18 protein-coding genes are annotated in these 25,206 nt (G+C 73.1%); 3 read left to right on the top strand and 15 right to left on the bottom strand.

Annotated elements, in window-relative coordinates:
* Positions 1-54: 54 nt before the first annotated feature.
* The 4 genes from topA to F9C41_RS20245 all read right to left on the bottom strand — a co-directional run bounded on the left by topA (position 55) and on the right by F9C41_RS20245 (position 8,597).
* A complete protein-coding gene (gene topA / locus F9C41_RS20260; protein WP_155388409.1) occupies positions 55-2,919 on the bottom strand; it encodes a type I DNA topoisomerase in 2,865 nt (954 codons plus the stop codon).
* Positions 2,920-3,212: 293 nt separating this feature from the next.
* Complete coding sequence (locus F9C41_RS20255; protein ID WP_155388408.1) at positions 3,213-3,704, bottom strand: hypothetical protein; 492 nt, start codon at positions 3,702-3,704, stop codon at positions 3,213-3,215.
* Between the two features lies 1 nt (position 3,705).
* Positions 3,706-4,701 carry a transcriptional regulator TrmB gene (locus F9C41_RS20250; protein ID WP_155388407.1) on the bottom strand — a complete coding sequence of 332 codons (996 nt, stop codon included), beginning with the start codon at positions 4,699-4,701 and terminating at the stop codon, positions 3,706-3,708.
* Between the two features lie 137 nt (positions 4,702-4,838).
* The gene (locus F9C41_RS20245; protein WP_155388406.1) at positions 4,839-8,597 is read right to left on the bottom strand and encodes a S8 family serine peptidase; all 3,759 of its coding nucleotides are present in this window, start codon (positions 8,595-8,597) and stop codon (positions 4,839-4,841) included.
* Positions 8,598-8,845: 248 nt separating this feature from the next.
* On the opposite strand from F9C41_RS20245, the gene F9C41_RS20240 reads away from it, so the two are divergent.
* Both F9C41_RS20240 and F9C41_RS20235 read left to right on the top strand, forming a co-directional pair.
* Positions 8,846-11,872: an AfsR/SARP family transcriptional regulator gene (locus F9C41_RS20240; protein ID WP_230689785.1), complete on the top strand. Its 3,027-nt coding sequence runs from the start codon at positions 8,846-8,848 to the stop codon at positions 11,870-11,872.
* 192 nt (positions 11,873-12,064) lie between these two features.
* Positions 12,065-12,736: a M15 family metallopeptidase gene (locus tag F9C41_RS20235; RefSeq protein ID WP_155388404.1), complete on the top strand. Its 672-nt coding sequence runs from the start codon at positions 12,065-12,067 to the stop codon at positions 12,734-12,736.
* Here the strand turns inward: F9C41_RS20235 and F9C41_RS41400 are convergent.
* The 5 genes from F9C41_RS41400 to F9C41_RS20210 all read right to left on the bottom strand — a co-directional run bounded on the left by F9C41_RS41400 (position 12,685) and on the right by F9C41_RS20210 (position 17,599).
* Positions 12,685-13,560 (bottom strand): hypothetical protein, encoded by an 876-nt coding sequence (locus tag F9C41_RS41400; protein WP_230689783.1) that lies wholly within the window; start codon positions 13,558-13,560, stop codon positions 12,685-12,687. The two genes, F9C41_RS20235 and F9C41_RS41400, sit on opposite strands and share 52 nt — an antisense overlap.
* Complete coding sequence (locus F9C41_RS20225) at positions 13,551-14,084, bottom strand: hypothetical protein (protein WP_155388403.1); 534 nt, start codon at positions 14,082-14,084, stop codon at positions 13,551-13,553. Before F9C41_RS20225 ends, F9C41_RS41400 begins: the two co-directional genes overlap by 10 nt.
* A 196-nt stretch (positions 14,085-14,280) precedes the next feature.
* Entirely contained in the window at positions 14,281-16,626 is a 2,346-nt protein-coding gene (locus tag F9C41_RS20220) for a sodium-translocating pyrophosphatase (protein WP_155388402.1), read from the bottom strand.
* A gap of 215 nt (positions 16,627-16,841) precedes the next feature.
* A complete protein-coding gene (locus F9C41_RS20215) occupies positions 16,842-17,252 on the bottom strand; it encodes an ATP-binding protein (protein ID WP_155388401.1) in 411 nt (136 codons plus the stop codon).
* 11 nt (positions 17,253-17,263) lie between these two features.
* Positions 17,264-17,599 carry an STAS domain-containing protein gene (locus F9C41_RS20210; protein ID WP_155388400.1) on the bottom strand — a complete coding sequence of 112 codons (336 nt, stop codon included), beginning with the start codon at positions 17,597-17,599 and terminating at the stop codon, positions 17,264-17,266.
* Positions 17,600-17,904: 305 nt separating this feature from the next.
* Here F9C41_RS20210 and F9C41_RS20205 point away from each other — a divergent pair, with 305 nt between their 5' ends.
* Positions 17,905-20,169, top strand: coding sequence for a DEAD/DEAH box helicase (locus tag F9C41_RS20205; protein ID WP_230689782.1), 2,265 nt, complete (start codon positions 17,905-17,907; stop codon positions 20,167-20,169).
* Between the two features lie 45 nt (positions 20,170-20,214).
* Here the strand turns inward: F9C41_RS20205 and F9C41_RS20200 are convergent, their stop codons facing one another.
* The 6 genes from F9C41_RS20200 to ssd all read right to left on the bottom strand — a co-directional run bounded on the left by F9C41_RS20200 (position 20,215) and on the right by ssd (position 24,977).
* Positions 20,215-20,535, bottom strand: a complete 321-nt coding sequence (locus F9C41_RS20200) for an Rv3654c family TadE-like protein (RefSeq protein WP_155388398.1) — start codon at positions 20,533-20,535, stop codon at positions 20,215-20,217.
* Entirely contained in the window at positions 20,532-20,822 is a 291-nt protein-coding gene (locus F9C41_RS20195) for a hypothetical protein (protein ID WP_155388397.1), read from the bottom strand. The genes F9C41_RS20200 and F9C41_RS20195 overlap by 4 nt, the downstream gene beginning before the upstream one ends.
* The gene (locus tag F9C41_RS20190) at positions 20,819-20,947 is read right to left on the bottom strand and encodes a DUF4244 domain-containing protein (protein ID WP_120321631.1); all 129 of its coding nucleotides are present in this window, start codon (positions 20,945-20,947) and stop codon (positions 20,819-20,821) included. The genes F9C41_RS20195 and F9C41_RS20190 overlap by 4 nt, the downstream gene beginning before the upstream one ends.
* A 250-nt stretch (positions 20,948-21,197) precedes the next feature.
* On the bottom strand, positions 21,198-22,745 hold the full coding sequence (locus F9C41_RS42185) for a type II secretion system F family protein (RefSeq protein WP_407924712.1): 1,548 nt from the start codon (positions 22,743-22,745) through the stop codon (positions 21,198-21,200).
* Complete coding sequence (locus F9C41_RS20175) at positions 22,742-23,944, bottom strand: TadA family conjugal transfer-associated ATPase (RefSeq protein ID WP_407924716.1); 1,203 nt, start codon at positions 23,942-23,944, stop codon at positions 22,742-22,744. Before F9C41_RS20175 ends, F9C41_RS42185 begins: the two co-directional genes overlap by 4 nt.
* Positions 23,877-24,977 carry a septum site-determining protein Ssd gene (gene ssd, locus F9C41_RS20170; protein WP_155388395.1) on the bottom strand — a complete coding sequence of 367 codons (1,101 nt, stop codon included), beginning with the start codon at positions 24,975-24,977 and terminating at the stop codon, positions 23,877-23,879. Before ssd ends, F9C41_RS20175 begins: the two co-directional genes overlap by 68 nt.
* Between the last annotated feature and the right edge of the window lie 229 nt (positions 24,978-25,206).

Genomic DNA, 25,206 nt, shown 5'->3' with positions numbered 1-25,206 from the left:
CTCGCATCGACACCCTACCCAGGGTCAACGACCCTGGGCAGGGTCGGTAAGCGGTCAGCTCGCTGTCTTCTTCGCGGCAGCCTTCTTTGGCACGCTCTTGGTCGCGCCCGTGGCGGCCTTCTTGGCGGTCGCGGCCTTGGCCGTGGTGGCCTTCTTCGCAGCTACAGCCTTTGTGGCCTTCGTCGCCTTGGCCGCCGTCGCCTTCTTGGCGGGCGCCTTCTTCGCCGGAGTTTTCTTCGGAGCCGGACCCTTGGCCCGCTTCTCCGACAGCATCTCGCTGGCCTGCTCCATGGTCAGGCTCTCCGGGGTCTGCCCGCGCCGCAGCGAGGCGTTGGACTCCCCGTCGGTGACGTACGGGCCGAACCGGCCGTCCTTGATGACGAGAGGCTTGTCGGTGAGCGGGTCGACGCCCATCTCCCGCAGCGGGGGCTGCGCCGCGCGGCGGCCCCGCTGCTTCGGAGCGGCCAGCAGGGTCAGCGCCTGCTCCAGGGTGACCGTGAAGAGCTGCTCCTCGTTCTCCAGCGACCGGGAGTCGCCCTCGCGCTCGATGTACGGGCCGTACCGCCCGTTCTTGGCGAAGATCTCCTGGCCCTCGGCGTCCTTGCCGACCAGGCGCGGCAGCGACAGCAGCCGGAGCGCCTCCGCCAGCGTCAGCTGATCGGGCACGTGCGTCTTCAGCAGGGACGAGTTCGTCTCGCCGCTGGACACGTACGGGCCGTACCGGCCTGACTTGAGCACCACCGGCTCGCCGGTCTCCGGGTGCTCGCCGAGCTTGCGCTCGCCGCCGCCGCCCAGGAACAGCTCGTCGACCTTCTCCGGGGTCAGCTCGTCGGGGGCGATGCCGTCCGGGATCGAGGCCCGGTCGCCGTCGGACGGGGTCTCTGCGGCCTCCTCGGCCGGGATGTCCGTGTCCCCGGCCACGGGCGCGGCCGTCTTGCCGTTGCCGCCCTGCGGGCCGCGCTGCAGGTACGGGCCGAACTTGCCGACCCGGACCACGACGTCGCGGCCCTGCTCGTCGGTGAACAGCTTGATCGAGTTGATGCTGCGCGCGTCGATCTCGCCGAGGTGCTCGGTGACCAGCTTCTTCAGGCCCCCGGCCTGCGCCACGGAGCCCACCTCGGCGGTCGGCGAGCCGAAGTAGAAGGAGGTCAGGAACTCCAGCGCGGTGGCGTCGCCGCCGGCGATCTGGTCGAGCTGGTCCTCCATCGCCGCGGTGAAGCCGTAGTCGACCAGCCGCGGGTAGTGCTGCTCCAACAGCCCGATCACGGCGAACGCGACGAAGGTCGGGATCAGCGCCTGGCCACGCTTGACGACGTAGCCGCGGTCCTGGATCGTCTGCATGATCGACGAGTACGTCGACGGGCGGCCGATGCCCAGCTCCTCGAGGGCCTTGACCAGCGACGCCTCGGTGTAGCGGGACGGCGGCTGGGTGGTGTGACCCACCGCCTCCAGGCCCTCCTCGGTCAGCTTCTGGTCCTTGACCAGCACCGGCAGCTTGCGCTCGGCGTCGTCGGCCTCGGCGGACTCGTCGTCGGAGGACTCCACGTACGCCCGCAGGAAGCCGGGGTCGGTGATGGTCCGGCCGCTCGCGGCGAAGTCGGCCTCCTCGTTCTGGGCGGTGGTCGCGCGGATGCGCACGCTCATCGTCATGCCGACCGCGTCGGACATCTGCGAGGCGATGGTGCGCTGCCAGATCAGCTCGTAGAGCCGGTACTCCTCGGTGGACAGCTCGCCGCGCACCGCACCCGGGGTGCGGAAGGTGTCGCCCGCGGGGCGGATCGCCTCGTGCGCCTCCTGCGCGTTCTTGACCTTGCCGGTGTAGCGGCGGGGCTGCGGCGGCACCGCGCCGGAGCCGTACAGCTCGGCGATCTGGGTGCGGGCGGCGGCGATCGCCGACTCGGACAGGTTCACCGAGTCGGTACGCATGTAGGTGATGTAGCCGTTCTCGTACAGCCGCTGCGCGGTGCGCATCGTCGCGGCCGAGGAGAAGCGCAGCTTGCGGGCCGCCTCCTGCTGCAGGGTCGAGGTGATGAACGGCGCGTACGGCTTGCGCCGGTACGGCTTCTCCTCGACCTTGGTGACGGTGAACGGCCGGTCGTCGAGCCGGGCGGCCAGGCCGCGCGCGCCGTCGCCGTCGAGCTGCACCACACCGGAGCCGGGACGCAGCCGGCCGGTGGTCGGCTCGAAGTCCTTGCCGGTGGCGATGCGGTCGCCGTCCAGCGCGATCAGCGTCGCGGTGAACGTGCGCGGGCCGGTCTCGCTCGCCTTCTCGACGGCGAGGGTGGCGGTGATGTCCCAGTAGTCGGCGGCGCGGAACGCCATACGCTGCTTCTCGCGCTCGACCACGATGCGGGTCGCGACCGACTGCACCCGGCCCGCGGACAGCCCGCGCTGCACCTTCTTCCACAGCACGGCGGAGACGTCGTAGCCGTAGAGCCGGTCCAGGATGCGCCGGGTCTCCTGCGCGTCGACCAGGTCGCGGTCGATGTCGCGCGGGTTGGCCACGGCGGCCTGGATGGCAGGCTTGGTGATCTCGTGGAAGACCATCCGCTTGACGGGGACCTTGGGCTTCAGGGTCTCCACCAGGTGCCAGGCGATCGCCTCGCCCTCGCGGTCCTCATCTGTCGCCAGCAGGACTTCGTCGGCGTCCTTCATCAGGGCCTTGAGCCGGGTGACGTGCTTGGCCCGGTCCGGGTTGACGATATATACCGGCGCGAACCCGTTGTCGACGTCGACGCCGAGGTAGGCCCACGGTTCCTTCTTGTACTTCTCCGGCATCTGCTTCGCGCCGGCTGGCAGATCGCGGATGTGCCCGAGGCTCGCCTCGACGACGTAACCCGGGCCGAGGTACCCCGAGATCGTCTTCGCCTTCGCCGGAGACTCGACGATGACGAGACGGTTCCTGGAAGCTGTCGGCACGTTTCTTCTCCGCAGTGGTCCGGGTGGCTGGCGCCGCCAGAATGATGGCGGCCGGTCTGAGGTGGCTCGGGTCTGAGGTGGCTCGTTCTGAGGTTACGCAGCGGTCGGTGCGGTGGGCGTCGCGGGAGCGACACGGTCCGCGGATGTCCAAGGTAACGCTCAGTGTGCGCCGAGGGTTGCGCACCCCATCGACGTACGGGCACATTCCTGTGACCGCAGACACCATACTCCCCGCCACAATACGGACAAGGGGGATTCCCGGGTGCAACCGTCCCGACCGGTGTGAGCCGGGTTCACCGCCCGCTAGCGCGCGCCTCGGCCTCGGCCCGCATCTCCGGGAACTCCGGCCACTCCCCGGCCACGTCGATGCCCAGGTCGGGGAAGAGTTTCTCGAGGTCATCGGCGTTTGATGCACCGTCTCGGGGCATGAACAGCTCCGGCCGACCGCCCAAAGTGATCTTGATGGGGACCATGGACAGGCTCAGCAACCCGTCCGGGCCGGGCGTGCCGCAGACGGTCTTCGCCCAGATCACCGTGAGCTGTCCGACATTGCTCGCGCCCTCGGGCGCCGCGCCGAACGAGCGGACGCTGCACGTCACCGGCACCGGGTCCAGCGTCGTGCGGTCCTTGAAGTCGATCTCCATCAGCTGCCGGACCAGCCGGTCCGCGTCGACCGTCAGCGCCTCGCCCGGCCGCAGCGGCATCGCGTCGTCACCGCCGCCGCACCCGGCCGCCGAGGTCGTCAGCAGCGCCACGGCGAGCAGGGACAGCAGCGATCGCGTCAACTCAGGCCCATTCGTGTCGGGCGGCGTGCCAACCCAGCTGCATGCGGGTCTCCACGCCGGCGAGGTCCATCAGGTGGCGCAGCCTGCGCTGCAGGGTGCGCAGCGACAGGTCGAGCTGCGTGGCCACGGCCTGGTCGGTGAGGCCGGACAGCAGCAGCGACAGGATCCGGCGGTCCAGCTCGGTGGGCTCGTCGGTGTCCAGCTCGACGTACGGTAACCCGCCCGATCCGAAACCGGACAGCTCCAGCGGGTAGGCGCGCTGCCACACCGTCTCGAACAGGGCCTCCAGCGCGGCGAGCAGGCCACTGCGGTGCAGCAGCACCGCTCCCGGCTCGCCGCCCGGCTGTGCCGCGTGCGGGGCGGTGACCGGCACCAGGGCCAGGTCGGCGTCGGCGAGGATCAGCTTCATCGGCAGCCGGTCGGCCACCCGCAGCTCCACGCCGCGTTGCAGCGAGTCGACCACCTCGTCGACGATGCCGGGCTCGGCCAGCACCGACCGCTCCAGGACCACCCGGAAGCGCACCCCGCGCGCGGCCGCGGCATCCTCCTGGGCGTTGGAGCCCGGCGGCACCGCGATGTAAGGCGAGGTCACGAAGTTGCGGATCTCCGTGCGGGCCGCCTGCTGCACCTGCTGAAACCGGTGCCGGATGGCGTCGACGCCGGAGACCACCTCGATCAGCTCGCTGATGCTGCGCCCGGCGACCGCCGCCCGGTGCTCCTCGGCGAGGCTGATCAACGCCTGCTCGGCGATGCGCAGACCGTCGCGGCGCTCGGTGATCAGCGCGCCGAGGGCCATCGCGGGCGGCGCGGCGACGAAGGCCTCCCCGCCGGAGCGCAGCGCCAGGCCGCTCTCCACCAGGCGGGCCAGCGCCTGCTCGATTCCGGCCTCGGGCCGGTCCAGCAGGTCGGCCAGCAGCATGGCGGTGGCGCTGGGCCGGCCGAGCAGCGCGCGGTAGACGAACTCCTCGTCGGGTTCGAGTCCCAGCGCACCGAGCATCGGCGACCTGCCCCTCTCCATCACCAGCGGCGGGGAGAGTATGCGCCATACCGGCAGATCTTGAATAGCCCCTGTTCGCGACCCCGGTGACGGGAAGGGCCCCGGGGAGTCGCCTCCCCGGGGCCCGACACTTGGACTCATCGCAGGCCGTAGGCCCGGATGATCTCGTGCTTCACACTGAACCCGGCGTCGGTCGCCGCGCTGCCGCGGATCGACAGGAAGCCGCCGGACTTGCCGTTCGCCTTGAACGAGCCCGTCCAGTAGCCGTCGGCGCCCTTGATCAGGTTGATCTTCTGCCAGCTCTTGCCGTCGTTGTAGGAGACGTCCAGGGTCACCGTGGTGACCTTGCCGGGCACGGTGCCCAGGTCCATCGACACGGGGTGCAGGCGGATCTGCTGCAGGGCGCCGGCCTTCACGTCACCGTGCAGGTCGGTCTCCAGCAGGTAGTCCATGTTCAGCACCGAGAACGGCTGGAAGTAGTCCGAGTCGACGGTGTCGGACATGAACGTCCACTCGCTGTGCGAGCGGGTCGACAGCCGGAACTGGTCGGCGGGCCGCTCCACGTCCAGGACGGCACGATAGGGCAGGTTGCCCGCGGGCACTTCCTTCCACTGCATGTCCGCGCTGTACGGATTGTCGTGGATCAGCGTGTCGCCCTGGAACACCTGCAGGTGGCTCGGCACCTCGCCCCACGGCAGGTAACCGCCCAGCCGCATAGTGTCGCTCGCCGAACTCCACGCCTGCACGTTCCAGGTCATGTAGTTCTGCGCACGCGAGTTGTAGACACCGAACGAGTCGCTGAACCCGGGCCGGGTCGCCGGGGCGAACCAGTCCGTGCGGGTGGTGCTGCCCTTGGCGAACGTGTTGACGCCGGACACCATCTCCCACGGCAGCGGGCTGCCGAGGTACTGCGCGTGCGACTCGACCCAGACCTGGTCCGGGGTGACCCACTCGGTGCGGGTGCCGGGGTGCCACTCGCGCTCGTGGAAGCCGAGCGATGGGCTGAGGGTCAAGTCGTACCGGTAGCCCCCGCCGTCGGCCGGCGCGCCGGCGTTGAACCACCGGGCGTCGATCTTGGCGAGGTCCCGCTGGCTCGGCTGGTAGACCAGCGGCTTGTCCGGCACCTGGCCGGGGTAGTCGCGGGCCAGGTCGTAGACGAACGGGGAGTACTCCACGCGCTTGGCGGTGAAGGTGAACAGGCCCAGCTTCGCCATGCCGATCAGCAGCTTGCCCAGGTCCCGGTGCACGGAGGTGACCGGGACGGAGGACTCGCCGACGTACTCCAGCAGGGTGCCGGGGCCGTCGTTGACGATGACGACGGCCTTGGCCCCGTCGGCGATCGCGTTGGCGACACGCTCGGCCGCGGAGACCTCGTCGCTGCGCTCCACCACGGCGATCTTGCCCTTGGCGTTGACCTTCTTGAAGTCGGCCGCGGAGCCCTTGCCGCCGTAGACGGCGTCGAGGTGGTCCGTGGCGGTGTCGAGCTTCGAACCGCTCTGCACGAACGTCGGGATGTCCAGCAGCCCGCCGAGCGCGCTCAGGCTGAACATCGGCTCGCCCTTGCGCCAGCGCGTGGTCAGCACGAACTCGCCCTTGGTCATCGGCTCGGTCGGCGAGACGTAGAGGTCGTCGTACATCGGCGGGACCTGGAAAGCGCTCCGGACGTCGTACCAGGAGTCCATGCCCGTGAAGTGGACGTTGAAGTCCACCTTGCGCTGCCGGTCCTCGGTGCGCTGCGGTGCGTCGGTCTGCAGCAGGCGCGCCTTGCTGGCGTCCAGCACCACCTCGGCGGGGCCGTTGCCGAGCACCGTCTCCGGGTCGACCAGCGTCGCGACGCCGGTGCGGTCCGGCTTCTCACCGGGAACGTCCAGGTACGACGTGGTGGTGTACGTGCCCGCGGGCAGCCGCAGCGTGGCCGAACCCTCGACGTACAGCGAGTAGGGCCACTGGTCGCCGGCCATGGCGACGCCGACGTAGCCGGCGGCGGGCTTGCCGTCGCGACCGATCAGCTTGATGGTCAGGTCGTAGCGCTCGTCCTCCTTGAGCAGCGCGACCGAGGTGCGGGTCACCGGCTGGCCGGTGGTCGCGTCGGTGCCGATCACGTAGCCCACGTGCCGCTGGCCCGGGGCCGCGGCCTGCGGGTCGCCGGTGACCGGGACGGTCGCCTTGGCGCCCGCCGGGATGGTCACCGAGGATGCGCCCAGGGTGAACGGGCCGCCCGCGTTGCTCAGCGCCAGGTTCAGCGTGACGTCGGCGGAGCCGGTGTTGGTGAAGGTCAGGTCCTTCGTGACCGCGACGTCGCTCGCCTCGTGCGGCCAGGTGTAGTTGCCGAAGAACAGCGACCCGGTGCCGCGGACCGACGTCTTCACGGCGCTGGCCACGTCCAGGCGGCCGGTGCCGACCTCGTACGGCGAGTACCAGTCGGCCAGGCCCTTCGCGCTGCTCATCAGGTGTTCCTTGAGCATCGCGCCGGTCCAGTCCGGGTGCTGCTGGGCCAGGATCGCCGCCGCGCCCGCCACGTGCGGGGTGGCCATCGAGGTGCCGCTGATGGTGCGGTAGAGGCCCTCGCCGCCGTCGGTCATCTGCTGCGAGCGGGCCGCGGTGATGTCCACACCGGGCGCCGCGATGTCCGGCTTCATGCCACCGGAGTACGCCAGCGGGCCGGTGCTGGAGAAGTACGCCAGCTGGTCCTGCTTGTCCGTGGCGGCCACGGTCAGCGCCGAGGCGGCCGCACCCGGGGTGGAGATGCTCTCCGGGCCCGCGTTGCCGGCGGCGATGACGAACAGCGCGCCGTACTGCGCGGACAGCGCGTCGACCGCCTGCGACATCGGGTCGGAGCCGTCGGACGGGTAGGTGTCGCCCAGGCTCATGCTGACGACGTCGGCGCCCTGCTGGACGGCCCACTCCATGCCCGCGATGATCCACGAGTCCTGGCCGTAGCCCTCGGCGCCGCCGAGCACCTTGCCGACGATCATGTCGGCGTCAGGGGCGACGCCCTTCTGCTCACCGCCCGAGGCGGCGCCGGTGCCGACGATCGTCGAGACGACGTGCGTGCCGTGCCCGTTGACGTCGTCGGTGGCCGACTCGCCCGGCACGAAGCTGGCCGTGCCGTCGATGACTCCGGCCAGGTCGGGGTGGCTGACGTCGACCCCGGTGTCGAGCACGGCGACCTTGGAGCCCTTGCCCGTGAACCCGGCGGCCCAGGCCTCGGGCGCGCCGATCAGCGGCACGCTCTCCTTCAGGTTGACCTCGACGCGGCCGTCGAGCCACAGCTTGGCCACACCCTCGCCCAGCGTGGTGCTGTTCTGCGCCGTCGTGCTGCCCTGTGGCGCGACGGTGGTCCAGAACGAGCGGGTCTGCTTCTTGTCCGCGGTCAGCGCCGCACCGCGGATGCCCTTGAGCTTGCGGGTCAGCTTGCTGCCCCGGGGTGCCTTCGGCTCGACGGCCGAGCGGGCCTGCGCCGCGGTGTACGTCGCGATCAGCGGCACACCTGACGACTTCGCGTCGTCGTAACCCATCTCGATCAGGTCGGTGACGTTGAACAGCCGCCGGTCGAGCTTGTTCGCGCCCAGCAGCGCCACCGCCTCGTCCGGAATGACGTACAGGTCGCCCTTGATCTTCTGCATTTTCACGCCGCCGACGGCATTGTCCGGCCGGTCCACGTCGGCGATCTGGTTGCCGTCGGCCATCGTGGTGACCGTGACGACGTCGCCGGTGACCAGGGTGACCTTGTGGGTCGCCGAGGGCTTGGCGGGAACGGAGGGCTTGCTCGGGGCGGCCTGCGCGGGCACCTGCAGCGCGGTGATACCCGCGGCCAGCAGCGGCACCGCGGTGGCGGCCGAGAGCAGCCGCCATCGCCTGCGCCAGAAGGCGGAAGACTGTGAGGGGGAGAACATGACAACGGTCTACCGGCCCGCCGTTACGGAGTGAATAGATGGCGATGGCGGGGTTACGCCATGGCGAAACTCCGCCAACTGCCAGGTCGGATCGGTTGCGTTGACGGCATGTCCGGGCCACCTGGACAAATTGGGCATCTTCTCGTTGCGCTAACCTCTGACCTGCGATGCGGCAACGGCCAGTGGTCCTCGGCCACGGTCCGGCCGTACGCTGGAACGATCTAGTTGCGCGGCGGAGGAGTGGCGAGGTGGAATTCCGGCTGCTCGGGCCCGTCTCGGCGCACGCCGCAGGCGAGGCCGTGCCGCTCGGCGGCACGAAACCGAAGGCGCTGCTCGCGACCCTGCTGTTGGAACACGGCCGGGTCGTCTCGGCGAACCGGCTGGTGGACGTCCTCTGGGGTGAGGACCCGCCGGACACCGCCCGCGCGCTGATCCAGACCTACGTCTCCACGCTGCGCCGCACGTTCGCCAGGTACGGCGCCGGTGACCTCATCGCCACCGCCGCGCCTGGCTACGTCATCCGGATCGACCCGCAGATGCTCGACGTCGAGGAGTTCACCCGCCTGCTGGCGTCCGGACGGGCCGCGGCTGCCGCCGGCGACCAGCCCGCCGCGGCGGACCTGCTGCGCCGGGCGGACACCCTCTGGCAGGGTCCCGCGCTGTCCGGCCTGGACGCGACCGAGCTCGCCGTGCAGGCGTCCCGCCTGGACGAGCTGCGCGCCGCGGCCGTCGAGGAGCGCATCGCCGCGGAGATCGCCTCCGGCCAGTGGGGCGACCTGGTCGCCGAGCTGACCGTCCTGGTGGGACGCCAGCCGACCAACGAGCGGCTGCGCGGGCAGCTGATGACGGTGCTGTACCGGCTGGGCCGCCAGGCCGAAGCGCTGGCCTGCTATCGCGAGGGCCGCGACGTGCTCATCGGCGAGCTGGGCGTGGAGCCCGGCCCCGAGCTCAACGCGCTGCACCACGCGATCCTGCGCGGCGAGACCGAGCAGCTGGCCGTCGCCTCGCACTCGCTGGAGCTGGCCGGACCCGGCACGGTGCACCCGGTGCCGGCCCAGCTGCCGCCGGTGCCGGCCGACTTCACCGGCCGCGCCGCCGAGATCGAGGCGCTGGCGCAGGCCCTGCTGCCCGCGGGCGGCGCCCCGGCCGTGCAGGTCATCGCCGGCCCGGGCGGCACCGGCAAGTCCACCCTGGCCACCGCGGTGGCGCACCGGCTGGCCGAGCACTTCCCGGACGGGCAGCTCTACGCGGAGCTGCGCGGCATGAGCGACGCCCCGGCCGAGCCGGGCGAGGTGCTGTCCCGGTTCCTGCGCGCGCTCGGCGTCGAGCAGGCCCAGCTGCCGGAGGGCCTCGGCGAGCGGGCCGACCTCTACCGCACGCTGCTCGCGCAGCGCCGCATGCTGGTCGTGCTCGATGACGCCGCGTCCGAGCAGCAGGTGCGGCCGCTGCTGCCGGGCCGGGCCGGCAACGCCGTCGTGATCACCAGCCGCGACCGCCTGGCCGGGCTCTCCGGCACCACGCTGACCGACCTGCGCGTGCTGGAGCCCGACGAGGCGCTGCTGCTGCTGCGACGGCTCGCCGGGGAGGAGCGGGTCGACGAGGACGTCGACGCGGCCCGGCGGATCGTCGAGTACTGCGGCAACCTGCCGCTGGCGCTGCGCATCGTCAGCGCGCGGCTGGCCGGGCGGCGGGCGCTGCCGCTCAAGCCGCTGGCCGATCGGCTCGCCGACGAGAGCCGCCGGCTCAACCACCTGTCGGCGGGCGACGTCGGCGTACGCAGCAGCATCGAGCTGAGCTACCGGGCGCTGGACCCCGACGGCCGCACCACCCTGCGCCGGCTGGGCTGGTTCGGCGTGCCCGACTTCTCGCCCTGGGTGGTGTCCTGGCTCGTCGAGACCTCGCCGGACGCGGCCGAGGAACTCGTCGAGCAGCTGGTCGACGCGCAGTTGGTGGAGTTCGTCGGGGTGGACCGGATGGGCGGGCTGCGCTACCGCCTGCACGACCTGATCCGGCTCTACGCCCGCGAGTGCGCCGCGCTGGAGGAGCCCGCGGAGGACCTCGCCGCCGCGGTGGCCCGGGCGCTGCGCGGCTGGCTGGCCCTGATCCACCGCGCCGCGGTCGACTCGCCGCCGGCCGAGATCCGGTGGCGGCGGCCGTTCAGCCCGCACGACGTGTCGGAGGAGCTGACCGCGCTCGTCATCGCCGACCCCTGGGACTGGTTCGAGGCGGAGCAGTCCGCGCTGGCCTCCGGGGTGGAGCGGGCGCTCGCGCTCGGCCTGTACGACCTGGTCTTCGAGTTCGCCTCGGCCCGCAACGCGTCGGCGTTCATGGGCGCCAACCGGTTCGCTGCGCGCACCCGGGTGATCGAGGCGGCGCTGACCGCGGCCCGCCGCGCGGGCAAGCCGCACGACGAGGCGGTGATCCTCACCGAGCTGGGCCAGCTGCGCTACGACCAGGACCACTACACCGAGGCACGGCGGCAGTTCCGGGCCGCGCTGAGCCTGTTCCGCGAGCTGAACGACGTCCCCGGGCAGGCCACCGCGCTCGCCGGGCTGGGCATCGCCTGCCGCGAGCCGGGCCGGTTCGCCGAGGGCGTGCACTTCCTCGACCAGGCCGCGGCGCTGCTGCACGACGCCCGCGACGACATCGGCATCGGCTACTCCCGCCGCATCGCGGGTTCGGTGCGGCTGGAGCTGGGCGACTACACCGGGGCGCTGGCCGACCTGACCGAGTCGCTGGCCGCGTACCGGCGGGCCGGCAGCCGGCTCGGCGAGGGGCACACTCTTCGCACGCTCGGTCTCTACCACCGGGCCAGGGACGAGTGGGCCGCCGCCGAAAGGCGCTGCGCCGAGTCCGCCGAGATCTTCCACGAACTCGGCGACGAGCTGATGGAGGCGTACGCGGTGCGCGCGCTGGCCAAGGCGCGCATGCGCCAGGGCCACCACGGCGAGGCGCTGCCCCGGCTGGAGTGGGCACTGTCGGTCAGCCACACCATGGGCGACCGCTGGGGCCAGGGCGCGACGCTGCGCGTGCTGGGGCAGCTCCATCTCGCCGCGCACCGGCTCGACCTCGCCGAGGCCTGCTTCGACGCCGCGCACGACATCTGGCAGTCCATGGACGTGCCGGTCTGGCAGGCCCGCCTGCACCTGGACCGGTCCCGGCTGCTGGCGGCCCGCGGCGACACGGCCGGCGCGCAGACGGCGCGGGCGAGTGCCCGGCGGGTGTTCCACGACCACGGCGCCCGCGAGATCCGCGAACTCGACGGCGACCGCTGACCCGGCCACGGCCGGGCACGACCGCCGTCTATTACAGAAAAGTTCCAGCGCCACCTGCGAGTGTCACTCCCGTCGGAGGTACGGGTGGCTCGGCACGGGGCGAGCCACCCGTCCCGGCGTTTGTTTCGCGACCGGGCAGGTGGGGGGCCCCTCGGGCGCAGCGGGGGACGGGCCTGCGCGGGGAGGGATGTCATGGCGGAGATGGTGCTCCTGTCGGACACGGCGGTCGTGGAGACGCCGGTGGCCGAGTGCGACGAGTGCCTGGTCGATCTGCGTGGCGTCGGCGCGCTGCGGATCGATCCACGCCTGGCCGACGGCGACGGGGCCTTCGCCCACGTCCGCCTGAGTGTGGTGGACCGGCTGGTCACCGCCCAGACACTGCTGCCCGCGGGGATGCGGCTGCTGATCGTCGAGTGCTACCGCCCGCTCACGCTGCAGCAGGAGTACTTCGAATCGCACAAGCAGCGGCTGCGGGGCATCCAGCCCGGCCACGACGACGCCTGGTACCACCGCCGGGCCAGCCGGTACATCTCCCCGCCCGAGGTCGCCCCGCACGTCGCGGGCGCCGCGGTGGACCTGACGCTGTGCACCACCGACGGCAGCGAGCTGTGGATGGGCACGCAGGTCAACGACACCGACAGCGAGGCCTGCCACACCGACTCGGAGAACGTCTCCGCCGAGGCCGCCCGCAACCGCCGCTACCTGTGCGACGCGCTGACCTCGGTCGGCATGGTGAACTACCCGACCGAGTGGTGGCACTGGTCCTACGGCGACCGGTACTGGGCGCACGTCACCGGCGCGCCGACGGCCCGCTACGGCCCGGTGAGCTCGCTGCCCGTCCCGAGCGCAGCCGCCGCGGTCTGATCCGGCACCCGCTCGATCGCGGCCTGACCCGGCTCGCTTCGGTCATGCTCGCCCGTGACGGGCTCGCCCCGGCCCGGCCCGTCGGCGATCGGCGCGGCCAGCTCCGGCAGGACCTGGCCGGTGTCGAGCTGGCCCGGAGCCACGGCGGCCGGGCGCATCCGCGGTGACCGGACCGTCCGCACCGGACGCGCCTGCTCCTGGTCCGCGGGGTTCGGCTCGTCGCCGCTCTCCTCGCCGACCGGCTGGTCGCCGGGCCACGCGCCCAGCGGGGCCATGGCCGGGCGCTCACCGACCAGCTCACGAAGGCGGGCCACCCGGCGCCGCCCGGCGATCCGCAGCACCGGCCCCCGTCCCAACTCGGCCATGCAGGCCAGCGCGGTGAAGGCGCGCAGCGCTGGGGCCGCGCAGTGCTCGTCGTTGCCGCCCAGCCGCAGCACCGCGCCGTCGCCCTCCGGATCGACCGAGCCCGCCGCCGCGAACCACAGCCGCAGCCGCGCGCCGTCGAGCGCGAATCCGGCGGGCGGGCGCTTGCCGGAGCCCCGCAGCCACGCTTCGGCCAGCGGCGCCAGCATCCCGGTGTAGGCGGTGCGCACCCCGAAGTGGCCGTCGATCGCGGCCGGCTCCCAGCTCGTCTCCAGCCCGCGCGCGGTGAACTCGGCGGCCAGCGCGTGCACCCGCCAGGCCGCGTCGACCACCACCGACACCCGTGCCGTGCCGCCCATCCGGGTCACCTGGCCCGGCCCGATGAGCAGGCCCGCGAGGTCGTACGCCGAGGGGCGGGCCGACTCGGCGGAGAACATGGCGAGCTGGCGGTTCAGAGACACTCCGGCACCTCGCCGAAAGCCTGCTGCAGCTCGGTGGAGCGCAGCTCGCCGGTGTCCAGCGCGCTGGCGTCGTACTCCTGCTGCAGGGTCGTCATGACCGTGCTGACGCCGGTGTAGAAGGCGGCCGCGTCGTCGGTGGACAGCCCCCGCAACGCCTCGCCGGCCCGGCCGTAGGCGTCACGCACCTTCGCCAGCGACTCGGTCACCCCTTCGGCGATGGCGTCCCCGCCGTCCACCTCGGGCACCCCGGCGTCGACGATGCGGCCGCGGGCCTTCTCGCTGGCGTCCCTGGCCCCCTCCAGCATGCGGACCAGGTTCTCCTTGGCCTGCTGGGGCGTGGTCGAGGTGGGCGTCTGCTGCTGCGCCCGCGTCGTCAACGTGGCGATCTCCTCCCGCCACGGATTGAGCGCCCCGCACACCGAAGCAGCCCACACCCTCGGCGGTGGCCCGTCCGCCACGCACCCACCCGACACCGCCACCACCACGAACAGCAGCGGCAAGAAACCAGCGCGGGGCCTACGCATGATGTGCAGCCTAGCGCCGCCTACCGCAGCCGCGGCGATCTTGCGTGGATGTACGCCGCGACACGGGCAAACGGGGCAGCTCCGGGCCTGCGCGCCGGGTCGCCGCCGCGCGGCGGGTCCGGGGGCGGGCTGGACGAGGCGCAAAAGGGAGCGGCGCCCTCCCCGGGTGGGGAGGGCGCCGCGGAGGTGCGGTGCGTCAGGCGTTGACCTTCTCGCGCTGCGTCGGCGCAGCGTCAGCTTTTCCCTCGTCGTCGCCGCCGACGGTGATCGGCTTCCGCTTGCTGATGACCACGGCCACCACGATCACCAGAGTCGCGCCGATCGCGATCAGGTTGCGGGCGGTGGCATTCTCGGTGCTGCCGTACCAGAGCGCCACCACGGCGGGGGCGATCAGCAGCGACACCAGGTTCATGACCTTGAGCAGCGGGTTGATGGCCGGACCGGCGGTGTCCTTGAACGGGTCGCCGACCGTGTCGCCGATGATGGTCGCCTCGTGCGACGACGAGCCCTTGCCGCCGTGCGCGCCGTCCTCGACCATCTTCTTCGCGTTGTCCCAGGCGCCACCGGAGTTGGCCAGGAACACCGCCATCAGGGTGCCCGCGCCGATGGCGCCGGCCAGGTACGCCGCCAGCGCGCCCGCGCCGAGGCCGAAGCCGACGGCGATCGGGGCGAGGACCGCGAGCAGACCCGGGGTCATCAGCTCCCGCTGGGCGTCGCGGGTGCAGATGTCGACGACCTTGCCGTACTCGGGCCGCTGCGTGCCGTCCATGATGCCCGGCAGCTCGCGGAACTGGCGGCGCACCTCGTGCACCACCGCGCCGGCCGAACGCGACACCGCGTTGATGGCCAGACCCGAGAACAGGAAGACGACCGACACGCCGATCAGCAGGCCGACCAGGTTGGCCGGGTTCGCCACGTTGAGCATGTTGTTGACGAAGCCCTCCGCGGTCTCACCCGCCTCGGCCAGCGAGACGCCCAGGGTGTCGGTGTACGACCCGAACAGCGCGGTCGCGGCCAGCACGGCCGTCGCGATCGCGATGCCCTTGGTGATCGCCTTGGTGGTGTTGCCGACCGCGTCGAGCTCGGTCAGCGTGCGCGAGCCCTGCTCGTCGATGTCGCCGGACATCTCCGCGATGCCCTGCGCGTTGTCGGAGATCGGGCCGAAGGTGTCCATGGCCACGATGACGCCGACGGTGGTCAGCAGGCCGCAGCCGGCCAGCGCGATGGCGAACAGCGACACGACCAGCGTGCCGCCGCCCAGCAGGAACGCGCCGTACACCGCCGCGCCGATGAGCAGCGCCGAGTAGACGGCCGACTCCAGGCCGACGCTGATGCCCGCGAGCACCACGGTCGCCGCGCCGGTCTCCGACGACTTGCCGATGTCCTGCACCGGACGCCGCCCGGTCTCGGTGAAGTAGCCGGTCAGCGCCTGGATGGCGGCGGCCAGCACGATACCGATGACGACCGCGCCGATGGCGACGATCTGCGGGTTGCCGCTGATCTCGGGCTTGCCGAGCTCGCCGAAGGTCTTCGGCAGGTAGTACAGCGAAGCGCCGGCCACCACGACCGCGGACAGCGCGGCGGAGATGTAGAAGGCGCGGTTGATCGCCTGCAGGCCGTTCTTGTCGGACTTGCGCAGGCGGGTCAGGAACACGCCGACGATCGCGATCAGCACGCCGATGGTGGAGACGATCAGCGGGAAGACCAGGCCGTCCACGCCGAACGCGGCCCGGCCCAGGATCAGGGCCGCGACCAGGGTCACCGCGTACGACTCGAACAGGTCGGCGGCCATGCCGGCGCAGTCGCCGACGTTGTCGCCCACGTTGTCGGCGATGGTCGCCGCGTTGCGCGGGTCGTCCTCGGGAATGCCCTGCTCGACCTTGCCGACCAGGTCCGCGCCGACGTCGGCGGCCTTGGTGAAGATGCCGCCGCCGACCCGCATGAACATCGCGAGCAGCGCGGCGCCGAAGCCGAAGCCCTCCAGCACGGTCGCGGCGTCGATCCCGTAGATCCACACCACCAGCGCCGCGCCGAACAGGCCCAGGCCCACCGTCAGGAAGCCGACCACACCACCGGTGCGGAAGGCGATCGCCATGGCGGCCTCACGGCCACCCTCGGCCTCGCGGGCCGCCGCGGCCACCCGCACGTTGGCCCGGGTCGCCAGCGCCATGCCGGCGCCGCCGATGAAGGCGCTGAACAGCGCGCCCACCACGAAGAATGCGGAACGGCCGATCTTCAGCGCGGTGTCGTTGTCACCGTCGCCGTGGACCGGCAGCAGGAAGAGCAGGATGACCGCGAGCACCACGAAGATGCCGAGCGTTTTGAACTGGCGGAACAGGTATGCCGACGCGCCCTCCTGGACGGCCCCGGCAATCTCCTGCATCTTTTCGGTGCCCTTACCGGTTGCAAGCACGGCCCTGACCAGCACGGCGGCAAAACCCAGCGCCACCAGTGCGATCACAGCCGCGACGACCACGTACGAAACGTTTGCGCCGGTAAGGGCCAGCTCGCCGTCAGGAGCGACGAGAGTGGACCCGGACATCTTTGTCCTCCCAAAGATCACGATCTACTTGTGAGGCAGCCGCGCCGTCGGCCACGAGTGACGTCGGTTACGGCCTGGAAACAACCCGTGAACTGTAAACCGGACACGTGGCCGGGGTCACACCCGCCACCTGCCGTGTCGCGGTGATCTTCGTTGCTGCGCCGCTCCCAGGTTGTGGGGTACGCTCAGCGACTCTATGCCCGCAGGTGAGTGAATCAGCGCCCAAGACGCGAGGCGCGCCGAACCGGCCAGGCCATCTGCACCTCGGTGCCGGGGCCGCCTTCCAGCGGTCGAACCTGCAGATCCTTCACGATCGCCTGCAACAGGCTGGCGCTCACGTCGACGGTGATCTGCTCCTCGTCGGTGATCTGCTCCTCGTCGCCGGCGTGGTCCCACACCTGCACGACATACCGGTCGCCGTCGGTGAACGCGACCGCGACCACGTCGCGCAGGCCCACCCGCTGGTGCCGGGCCACGGCCCGCGCGCACGCCTCGCCGATCGCCAGGCGCACCTCGTCCAGCTGGTCGTCGGGCACCCCGGCACGCCGGGCGACGGCCACGCCGACGAGCCGCGCCGTTCGCACGTGCGCGGGTTCTGGAGTGAATTCGAGCCGGACGGTCGCCATGTCCGCGCTGGTCAACTCGCGGTGGCCGCGTCGACGGACGGGTACAGCGGTAGCACCTGGTCCAGCGCGGTGATGCGGAAGATCTTCAGCAGCGACTCCCGCGAACACACCACACCGAAGGTGGCTCCCGCGGCCCGCGCCCTGCGCAGCCCGCCGACCAGCACGCCGAGCCCGGTCGAGTCCATGAAGTCGACCCGGGCGAGATCGACCACCACCGCGGTCACCCCGCTGTCCAGCAGCTCGGTGATGCGTTCACGCAGCTTCGGAGCGGTGTAGACGTCCACCTCGCCGCCGACTTCGAGCACGGTGTGCGCGGCGACGACACGCGTTGCCAGCGACAGCTCCATCGGCACCTCCTCTACGACGTCCGGTCACTGCCCGGAATCTCTCCGTGCGCCCGATCCCCATGCATCTAACCACTGGTCTGGTTTCCGGGCTACGCGCCCTTTGCCCTTAACGCGCACTCACACGGACCGCGGACGGCCACCGGACGGCGTGCGGTTTCGGGCAAGGTACCGCCCCGACCGGCACCTCGGCGGGCCATTCGGAGAAACCGCAGGTGGCGTCCTCGCGCCGAGGTCACGGCCCGGGTCGCCGTCGGGCGGGCACCGGCGGCTGGCCGCGGCGTGGCCCGCGGTGGCAGAGTGCTGGGGTGGACCTGCTGCCGTACTGGCTCAAACGTGACCAGGTCACGCACGTCGAGCTGCTGCCCGCGCGGGCCGGGCGCGCCGCCGCGTGGCCGGACTGGGTCCCCGCCGAACTGCTCGGGGCGCTGCACGCGGGCGGCATCACCGCCCCGTGGGAGCACCAGGTCGAGGCCGCCGAGCTGGCCTGGGGCGGCACGGACGTGGTCATCTCCACCGGCACCGGCTCCGGCAAGTCGCTGGCCTACCAGCTGCCCGCGCTGTCCGCGGTGCTCACCCGGCCCCGGGCCCGGGTCCTCTACCTCGCGCCGACCAAGGCACTCGCCGCCGACCAGCACCGCGCGCTGACCGGCCTGAACCTGCCCGGCCTGCGCGCCGCGGTCTGTGACGGCGACACCCCGCGCGAGGAGCGAGACTGGATCCGCCAGCACGCCAACGTCATCCTCACCAACCCCGACCTGCTGCACCACAGCCTGCTGCCGGGCCATCAGCGGTGGTCCGGTGTGCTGCGCAACCTGCGCTACGTGATCGTCGACGAGAGCCACAGCTACCGCGGCGTCTTCGGGGCCCACGTCGCCCACATCCTGCGCCGCCTGCGCCGCCTCACCGAACGGCCCGGCGGCGGGCCGGTGTTCCTGCTGGCCTCCGCGACCTCCGGCGACCCGGCGGGCAGCGCGGGCAAGCTCATCGGCCGCCCCGTGCGGGCCGTCACCGAGGACGCCGCACCGCGCGGCTCGATGACCTTCGCCCTCTGGGAGCCGCCCGAGCTGCCCGGCAAGGACGGCAACGGCGACGCCGCCCCGGTCCGCCGCTCCGCGCTGCGTGAGACCGCCGACCTGCTCGCCGACGCGGTCGTGCAGGGCGTACGCACCCTCGCCTTCGTGCCCTCCCGCCGCGGCGCCGAGGTGGTGGCCGGGCACGCGCGCGCCGCGCTGGAGGAGGCGCAGCCCGGCCTCGGCCGCCAGGTCGCCGCCTACCGGGCCGGCTACCTGCGTGAGGAACGGCGCACCCTGGAACAGCAGCTCACCGACGGCACCCTCACCGGCCTGGCCACGACCAACGCCCTGGAGCTGGGCATCGACGTCACCGGCCTGGACGCGGTGCTGCTGGCCGGCTACCCCGGCACCCGCGCCGCAGTCTGGCAGCGCGCGGGCCGGGCGGGCCGGGCCGGACGCGACGGGCTCTGCGTGCTCGTCGCCCGCGACGACCCGCTCGACACCTACCTGGTGCACCACCCACAGGCGCTGTTCGGCAAGGCCGTCGAGGCCACCGTGTTCGACCCCGCCAACCCGTACGTGCTCGCCCCGCACCTGTGCACCGCCGCCGCCGAGCAGCCGCTCACCGAGGCCGACCTGCCCCTGTTCGGCGCGGACCTCGCCCTGCTCGACGAGCTCGTCGCCGCGGGCGCGCTGCGCCGCCGCCCCACCGGCTGGTACTGGACCCACCCGCAGCGCCCCGAGATCGACCTGCGCGGCACCGGCGGCCCGCCGATCGCCGTCATCGAAGCCGCCACCGGACGCCTCATCGGCACCGCCGACGCCGGCGCCGCCCACCACCACCTGCACCCCGGCGCCGTCTACACCCACCAGGGCCGCGTCTACGTCGTGCAGACCCTCGACCTCGCCGACGGGGTGGCCCTGGTCGAGGCCGACAACCCGCCGTACTCCACGCACGCCCGCGACACCATCGACCTCACCGTGCTGGAGGTGCGCTCCCAGGTGGACGCCGGGCCGGTCCGGCTGTTCCTCGGCGAGGTCGAAGTGACCAGCCAGGTCGTGTCGTTCCAGCGCCGCCGCATGGACAGCGGCGAGGTGCTCGGCACCTGGCCCCTCGACCTGCCCACCCGCACCCTGCGCACGGTCGCGGTCTGGGCCACCATCGAGGAGTCCGCCGTCGCCGGGCTCGAGGACCTGCCCGGCTCGCTGCACGCCGCCGAGCACGCCGCGATCGGGCTGCTGCCGCTGGTCGCGAGCTGCGACCGGTGGGACATCGGCGGCCTGTCCACCGCCCGGCACGCCGACACCGACGCGCCGACCATCTTCGTGTACGACGGCCACCCCGGCGGAGCCGGTTTCGCCGAACGCGCCTACGGCATGGCGGCCGAATGGCTCGGCGCGACCCGCACCGCGGTCGCCGAATGCGCCTGCGAACGCGGCTGCCCCAGCTGCGTCCAGTCCCCCAAGTGCGGCAACGGCAACAACCCCCTAGACAAACCCGGCGCCGTAACCGTCCTCGACACCATCCTCACCCACCTCCCACCCCACACGACCTGAGGGCAGCCCGGCCCGCCGGGGGTGGCCGCGGGACGCACGGGCCGGTCACGGCGACTCCCGGATCGGGCCGGCGACGGCGGTGGCTTCGGCGGCGCCGGCAGCGGTCACCACCTGGACGGAGAGGGTCAGGTCGAGGCCGTCGAGGTGGCAGGCGGAGACGGTCGCGGCGTTGGCGGCGGCGATCACGGCGGCCCGGCCGCAGGCCGCATCAGCCCCGTCGATCGCATGCGCCGCACCCGCGAGCGCACCGAGGTCGGCGGCGGTCTGCGCCTGCTCACGGGCGATCAACTGTGCGCCGTCGGCGGCCACCACGGTGCCCGCGGCCACGAAGACCAGTCCCACGCCGAGCGCATACAGCGAGCTCATGGCGCACCCGGTTCCCGGGCGGCGGTCGCGGTGCAGGTCAGCTCAGTCACCCGGATCGAGCGCCGCACCGTCGCGGTGACGGTATCCCCGGTGACGTTCACGCTGGCCCCACCCGGCGCGGCACCGCCGCGGGCGGCGGTGAGCGCGGCGTCGCGGGCGGCGGCGACACACCCCAGCTTCACGGTCACGGCGGCGACCGCGCCGATGCCGGTGACCAGCAGCAGCACCACGGCGGGTAGCGCAACCGCCAGCTCGGCGGTCGCGCTACCCCGATCCCTTCGGCTCACCCGAGCGCCCGTTGGATCACACCGGCCAGCGCCGCCTGCACGCTGTCGCTGGTCAGCACCTTGAGCAGCAGGCCCGCGAACGCGACCGCCGCCAGCGTGCCGACCGCGTACTCGGCGGTGTTCATCCCGGCGTCCGGCGGTCCGGCCGGACGCGCCGCCGCAGCGTCCTCGGGGCGGGCAGTGCGGCGGCTCGGCTCCGTGTCGGCCGAGCCCACGGTTTCGGCGAGGATTGCGGCGGCGTCCGCGTCGACGTCGCGCAGCAGGGCCGGTACAGGCACCGGCGGGCGGATGGAGGTGCGAGCCGCGGCGGCCGCGAGCGGGCCCTCCGCTCGCAGGGACCTCTGTCGGGGCATGACGATCTCCTTTCAGGGTTGGTCACAGCACCTCGCCGAGCACGGCGAGGACCACCGGCACCAGGCCGGCGAGCACGAAGGCGGGCAGGAAGCACAGCCCGAGCGGGAGGACGATCAGGACACCGGCGCGCTGCGCACCGGCCTGGCGGCGTACGGCGGCGTCCGCGCGCAGGTCGTCAGCGCAGCGGTGCAGCGCTCCGGCCAGCGCGGATCCGTTGGCGGAGCTGCGTTCCACGGCCGCCGTCAGCCGGCCGGCGGGTGGCAGATCGGCCAGGTGCGACCAGGCTTCGGCGGCGGTCGCGCCCAGGCGCAGCGAACGTCCGATCCGCTGCAGCCGGGTGCCCAGTGGCCCGTCCAGCGCCGCGCCCACACTCAGCACCGCGTGGTCGAGCGGAGCTCCGGCCCGCAGTGCGGTGCCGATCAGGTCGACGGCCCACGCCAGGTCGGCGAGTGCCTGCTCCCGTTCGAGGCGAACCGCCGCGGGTTCCATCCGCCGCAGCACCCGCACGGTCACCGCCGCGACCGCCACGCCCAGCAGCGCACCGGTCATCGACGGCAGCAGCACGCCCACCGCACCGCCCGCGACCACGCCGAACAGCCACGGCGTACCCCCGCGCGGCGGCGGCGCGGTCCGCCGCAGCGGCAACCGGCGCAACCGCCGCCGGGCCGCGAACCGCCCGACGGCCCGGGCCGCGGCGGAACGGGCACCCGGCCGCTGCAACCGCCGGGTCCACGCGAGGCCCGCCGCCTGGAGCACGGCGGCTCCGCAGGCACAGGCCACTCCGGTCGGCGTGTGCAGCAGGATCCGCAGCGCGTCGACGCCGATCAGGTGACCGAGCCCGATGCCGCCGACCGGCAGCGCGGCGAGCAGCACCGCGGTCAGTTGCGCGCCGGCCGCCTGCGCGTGTGCCGTCGCGTCGGCCCGGTCCGCGGCACGGCACTGCTCCTCCAGCCGTTCCAGCAGGTCGGCCAGGGGTGCCCCGGTGCTCGCGGCGAGCCGCTGCGCGGCGTGCACCGACCGGTCCAGCTCGTCGTCGGGCAGCAGCAGCACCGTGCCCACGCCACCGGCGCGCAGCTCGGCTGCACAGGCGGCGAGCAGGTCGAGGGCCCGTTCCCGGTGCCCGGAGTCGCGTCGTGCGGTGCGCTGCTCACGCCACATCCGCAGTCCGAGCAGGGTGTATCCGGCCGCGATCAGCCCGCCCACCGGCGAACCGAGCAGCAGCCAAGCGCCTGCGCCGGTGACCACCGCGACGGCCCAGGTCAGGCGCGGCGACCAGGTATCGGCGGTCAGCGGGCCGGGTCGGCGTTGACCGGCCGCCCGCCCGCCGAAGCGCGACCCTGTGCTCGGCCCGGGTTCACCGGGCCGCCGTCCACCGGTGGCCCGCGCGAGACGACGCCGCGCGGCGGGCGCGAGCGCAGTGCCCACAAGGCCCTGCAGGCGACCCTCGACCAGGCCCCGGCGAGACGTCCGCGCCCCGCCGGACCCGGCAACAGCGTTCGCCCCGCCGGACCCGGTGGCCGCGCGGAATCCGGACGTGGTCGAGCCGGTGGTCCCAGCGGTCGTCCTCATCGCGCCTCCAGCCAGGTCGGTGGGGTGACGTCGCGGGCGCGCAGCAGGGCCACGAGTTCGCCAGCCGCGGGCAGCACGCCGCCGGACCGCCGCCACACCGGTCGTGCCGCCACCAGGTGTTCCGGTCCGTCCGCGGTGAGCAGGCAGACCTCGTCGAGCACCCGGCCCGACGATGTGCGCCGCAGGTGCAGCAGCACCCGGATCGCCGCGGCGACCTGTGCGTGCAGCGCGGGACGGGGCAGCCCGCCGAGCAGACCGAGCGCCTCCAGCCGCGCGGGCACGTCCGCGGGCGTATTGGCGTGCAACGTTCCGGCACTGCCCTCGTGCCCGGTGTTGAGCGCCGCCAGCAGATCCACCACCTCCGCGCCACGGCACTCACCCACCACCAGGCGGTCCGGGCGCATCCGCAGTGCCTGCCGGACCAGCTCGGAGAGCCCGACCACGCCCGCGCCCTCCACGTTGGAGGTACGGGCCTGCAGTGCTACCACGTGCGGGTGCGCCGGACGCAGCTCGGCCGAGTCCTCCACCAGCACGATGCGTTCGCGGCCGGGCACCGCGGCGAGCATCGCGCCGAGCAGGGTGGTCTTGCCGGATCCGGTGCCGCCGGAGACGAGGAAGGTCAGCCGGGCCGCGACGATCGCCGACAGCAGCGCGACGACCTCCGGCTCGGCCAGCTCGGCCAGCGCCATCGGCCGCTGCCGGAACGTACGCAGCGACAGGTACGGCCCCGCCGTCGCCACCGGTGGCAGCACCGCATGCAGGCGGGTGCCGTCCGCCAGCCGTGCGTCCACGAACGGCTGCCCGTCGTCGAGCCGCCGCCCGCACGCGGCCGCGAGGCGTTGCGCCAGCCGCCGCACCGCCTCCGCCGACGGCATCGTGAACGGTTCGCGGACCAGCCCGGATCCCCGGTCGGTCCACACCTGCACCCCGTTGACCAGGACGTCGGTGACCTCGGGCAGCGCCAGCAGCGCGCCCAGCGGCCCGGCCCCGACCAGCTCCCCCGGCACGCTCATGCCTTCTCCTCGGCGCGCTCGGCGCGGGCGCGCGGACCCGGCCGCCCGGTTGGTGCGCCCGAACCTGCTGCCCGCTGGGCCCGCCCTTGCCGTGGCGTCGCCATCCGGTGCGCCGCGCTCATGCCATGACCTCGCTGATGAGGCGGCCACACAGGGTCGCCAGCGGGCCGCGGGGCGCGCTGCCAGGTGCCTGGCCGCGTTCGAGTGCGGTGGCCAGGCGCGGTTCCGGGGCGAGCACCCCGGCCAATGGCAGGCCCAGTGCGCGGGCCAGCTCCTCGGGGCTGAGCCGGCCCGGCGCCGGGCCCCGGACGACCACGGACAGTTCCCGCCGGTATGCAGAGACGACGTCGACCACCCGTGCGGCCGCGGCGGCCGCGCGCAACTCGGCGGGCACGACGAGCAGCACCCGGTCGGCGGCCTGCAGCACCACGGCCGCCGCGTCGTCGAGGCGGCGGGGCAGGTCGACGACGATGAGGTCGCGACCGCGCCGTCCGGCGTCGAGCGCGGCGGCCATCGCGTCGGGTGGCAGCTCCGGTGAGCTCGGGGTCTCCTCGTCGGGTACGTCGCGGGCGCAGGACAGCACCACCAGGTCGCCGCGGCTCGGCAGCGCGTCGACGAACGCCGCCGGGTCGACGGGGCCACTGGCCCGGGCGAGTTGCGGCCAGCGCAGCCCGCGCATCTCCTCCCAGCCGAGCAGCAGGTCCGCGCCACCGCCGAGGGGGTCCGCGTCGACGAGCAGGGTGCGCAGCCGGGTGCGGCAGGCGGTGACGGCGAGGCCGGCGGCGAGCACGCTGGCGCCGGCGCCACCCCGGCCGCCGAGCACCGCCAGCACCCGTCCGGCTCCCCGGACCGGCGCGCGGCCGATCCCGGCGAGGCGCTCGACCAGCCAGGATTCGGCTGCGGGCAGCAGTGCGACGTGCTCGGCCCCGAGCGGTTGGGCGTAGTCCCAGGGCCGCGTGTCGGCGCTGTCGCGGCAGACCACGACGACGCCGGCCCGGTGCGGCAATCTGGCCCGTACGCAGCCGGGCACCATGTCGCCGCCGATCAGCACGAGCGGCGCGGGCCCGTAGCGCGGGCGCGCCGCGGGCAGGTCGTGGGCGACCTCGACCTCGGCGCCCGCGGCGGATCCCAGGCGCAGCAGGTCGTCGAGCAGGTCGGCGTCGGCGGTCACCAGCAGGACTCGGGTGGACGCGGGTGGGGCGGCGGGCGAACGGCTCATGCCGGGCACTGTGCGCCGTGACCGGGCCGACCGGACAGCGCCGGCGGGCCGCGCCTGTGGACGGACAGGCGCTTGTGGACAGTACGCCGACCACCGTGTGGATCTGTTATGGCGCAGGGCGGGCGCGTTCAGATGACGACGACCCCCGTCCGGGGAGACGGGGGTCGTCTTGGGGTCCGGCTCTCAGGGGGGATGGTGAGCCGGAGCCCGCTCAGCGGCTGCGGGGGGG

This window comes from Catellatospora paridis (genome assembly GCF_009720365.1).
Taxonomy (GTDB): Bacteria; Actinomycetota; Actinomycetes; order Mycobacteriales; family Micromonosporaceae; genus Catellatospora; species Catellatospora paridis.
The sequence above is the reverse complement of the archived record's forward strand: the minus strand, read 5'-3'. Positions and strand labels throughout refer to the sequence as shown.

Bases quoted from the DNA above. Each gene is read 5' to 3' on its own strand.
- F9C41_RS20190 (WP_120321631.1), bottom strand. From the start codon at position 20,947: ATGAACACCGCCGAGTACGCGGTCGGCACGCTGGCGGCGGTCGCGTTC.
- F9C41_RS20250 (WP_155388407.1), bottom strand. From the start codon at position 4,701: ATGCTCGGTGCGCTGGGACTCGAACCCGACGAGGAGTTCGTCTACCGC.
- F9C41_RS20220 (WP_155388402.1), bottom strand. From the start codon at position 16,626: ATGTCCGGGTCCACTCTCGTCGCTCCTGACGGCGAGCTGGCCCTTACC.
- F9C41_RS20245 (WP_155388406.1), bottom strand. From the start codon at position 8,597: ATGTTCTCCCCCTCACAGTCTTCCGCCTTCTGGCGCAGGCGATGGCGG.
- ssd (WP_155388395.1), bottom strand. From the start codon at position 24,977: ATGAGCCGTTCGCCCGCCGCCCCACCCGCGTCCACCCGAGTCCTGCTG.
- F9C41_RS20210 (WP_155388400.1), bottom strand. From the start codon at position 17,599: ATGGAGCTGTCGCTGGCAACGCGTGTCGTCGCCGCGCACACCGTGCTC.
- F9C41_RS42185 (WP_407924712.1), bottom strand. From the start codon at position 22,745: ATGAGGACGACCGCTGGGACCACCGGCTCGACCACGTCCGGATTCCGC.
- F9C41_RS20235 (WP_155388404.1), top strand. From the start codon at position 12,065: ATGGCGGAGATGGTGCTCCTGTCGGACACGGCGGTCGTGGAGACGCCG.
- F9C41_RS20225 (WP_155388403.1), bottom strand. From the start codon at position 14,084: ATGCGTAGGCCCCGCGCTGGTTTCTTGCCGCTGCTGTTCGTGGTGGTG.
- F9C41_RS20200 (WP_155388398.1), bottom strand. From the start codon at position 20,535: ATGAGCTCGCTGTATGCGCTCGGCGTGGGACTGGTCTTCGTGGCCGCG.
- F9C41_RS20215 (WP_155388401.1), bottom strand. From the start codon at position 17,252: ATGGCGACCGTCCGGCTCGAATTCACTCCAGAACCCGCGCACGTGCGA.